The following is a 1,704-nucleotide window of genomic DNA, read 5'->3' as shown; positions in this document are numbered from 1 at the left end:
GCGCCTCTGCCGAAGCCGGCATTGGCGTGCCCAAGCTCTGCGCCACCGATTCCCTGGAACCGTTCGGCTCCTGCCGGCTGTGTCTGGTGGAGATCGAAGGCCGGCGCGGCTATCCGGCCTCGTGCACCACCCCCGTGGAACCGGGCATGAAGGTGCGCACGCAGAGCGGCAAGCTTGGCGAACTGCGCCGTGGCGTGATGGAGCTCTATATCTCCGATCACCCGCTCGACTGCCTGACCTGCCCGACCAACGGCAACTGCGAACTGCAGGACATGGCCGGCGTGGTGGGCCTGCGCGAAGTGCGCTACGCGGATGGCGCCGGCGGTGCCGCCCCGATCGCCACGCACACGCACATGAAGAAGGACGAGTCGAACCCGTATTTCACCTACGACCCGTCCAAGTGCATCGTCTGCAACCGCTGTGTGCGGGCCTGCGAGGAAACCCAGGGCACCTTCGCGCTGACCATCAGCGGCCGGGGCTTCGATTCGCGCGTGTCCGCCGGCACCAGCCAGCCGTTCATGGAATCGGACTGCGTGTCGTGCGGTGCCTGCGTGCAGGCCTGCCCGACCGCCACGCTGACCGAGACGTCGGTGATCCAGCTGGGCCAGCCGTCGCACAACGTGGTGACCACGTGCGCGTACTGCGGCGTGGGCTGCTCGTTCAAGGCCGAGATGAAGGGCAACGAGGTGGTGCGCATGGTCCCGCACAAGGACGGCGCCGCCAACGAAGGCCACGCCTGCGTGAAGGGCCGCTTTGCCTGGGGCTATGCCACGCACAAGGACCGCATCCTCAAGCCGATGATCCGCGCGAAGATCACCGATCCCTGGCGCGAAGTGTCGTGGGAAGAGGCCATCGGCTACGCCGCGTCGCAGTTCAAGCGCATCCAGGCCGAACACGGCACCGATTCGATCGGCGGCATCGTGTCGTCGCGCTGCACCAACGAGGAAGGCTACCTGGTGCAGAAGCTGGTGCGTGCGGCGTTCGGCAACAACAACGTCGACACCTGCGCACGGGTCTGCCATTCGCCGACCGGCTATGGCCTGAAGACCACGCTGGGCGAATCGGCGGGCACCCAGACATTCCGCTCGGTGGCCAAGTCCGACGTGATCATGGTGATCGGCGCCAACCCGACCGACGGCCACCCGGTGTTCGGCTCGCGCATGAAGCGCCGCCTGCGCGCAGGCGCCAAGCTGATCGTCGTGGATCCGCGCCAGATCGATCTGGTGGATTCGCCGCACATCCGTGCCGACTATCACCTGCAACTGCGCCCGGGCACCAACGTGGCCGTGGTCACGGCGATGGCCCACGTGATCGTCACGGAAGGCCTGCTGGCCGAGCAGTTCATCGCCGAGCGTTGCGAAGACCGCGCATTCCAGCAATGGCGCGACTTCGTGGCCCTGCCCGAGAACTCGCCGGAAGTGCTGGAGGCGTCCACCGGCGTGCCGGCCGAAACGCTGCGCGGCGCCGCGCGGCTCTACGCCACCGGCGGCAATGCGGCCATCTACTACGGTCTGGGCGTGACGGAACACGCGCAGGGCTCCACCACGGTGATGGGCATCGCCAACCTGGCCATGGCCACGGGCAACGTCGGCCGCGAAGGCGTGGGCGTGAACCCGCTGCGCGGCCAGAACAACGTGCAGGGCTCGTGCGACATGGGATCGTTCCCGCACGAACTGCCGGGCTATCGCCATGTGTCGGATTCGA

Annotated in this window: 1 protein-coding gene; it reads left to right on the top strand. The window is 67.4% G+C overall.

The genetic code is table 11. From position 1 onward, the window contains the following. Positions 1 to 1,704 (top strand): molybdopterin-dependent oxidoreductase (locus tag ACIPIA_RS15665; protein WP_400510892.1); only part of this gene is annotated, 1,704 nt, incomplete at both ends.

Origin of the sequence: Allobosea sp. CER48 (assembly GCF_044752385.1) — a bacterium.
GTDB lineage: Bacteria > Pseudomonadota > Alphaproteobacteria > Rhizobiales > Beijerinckiaceae > Allobosea.
Note: the sequence above shows the minus strand (reverse complement) of the source record. Positions and strands in the feature narration are given on the sequence as shown.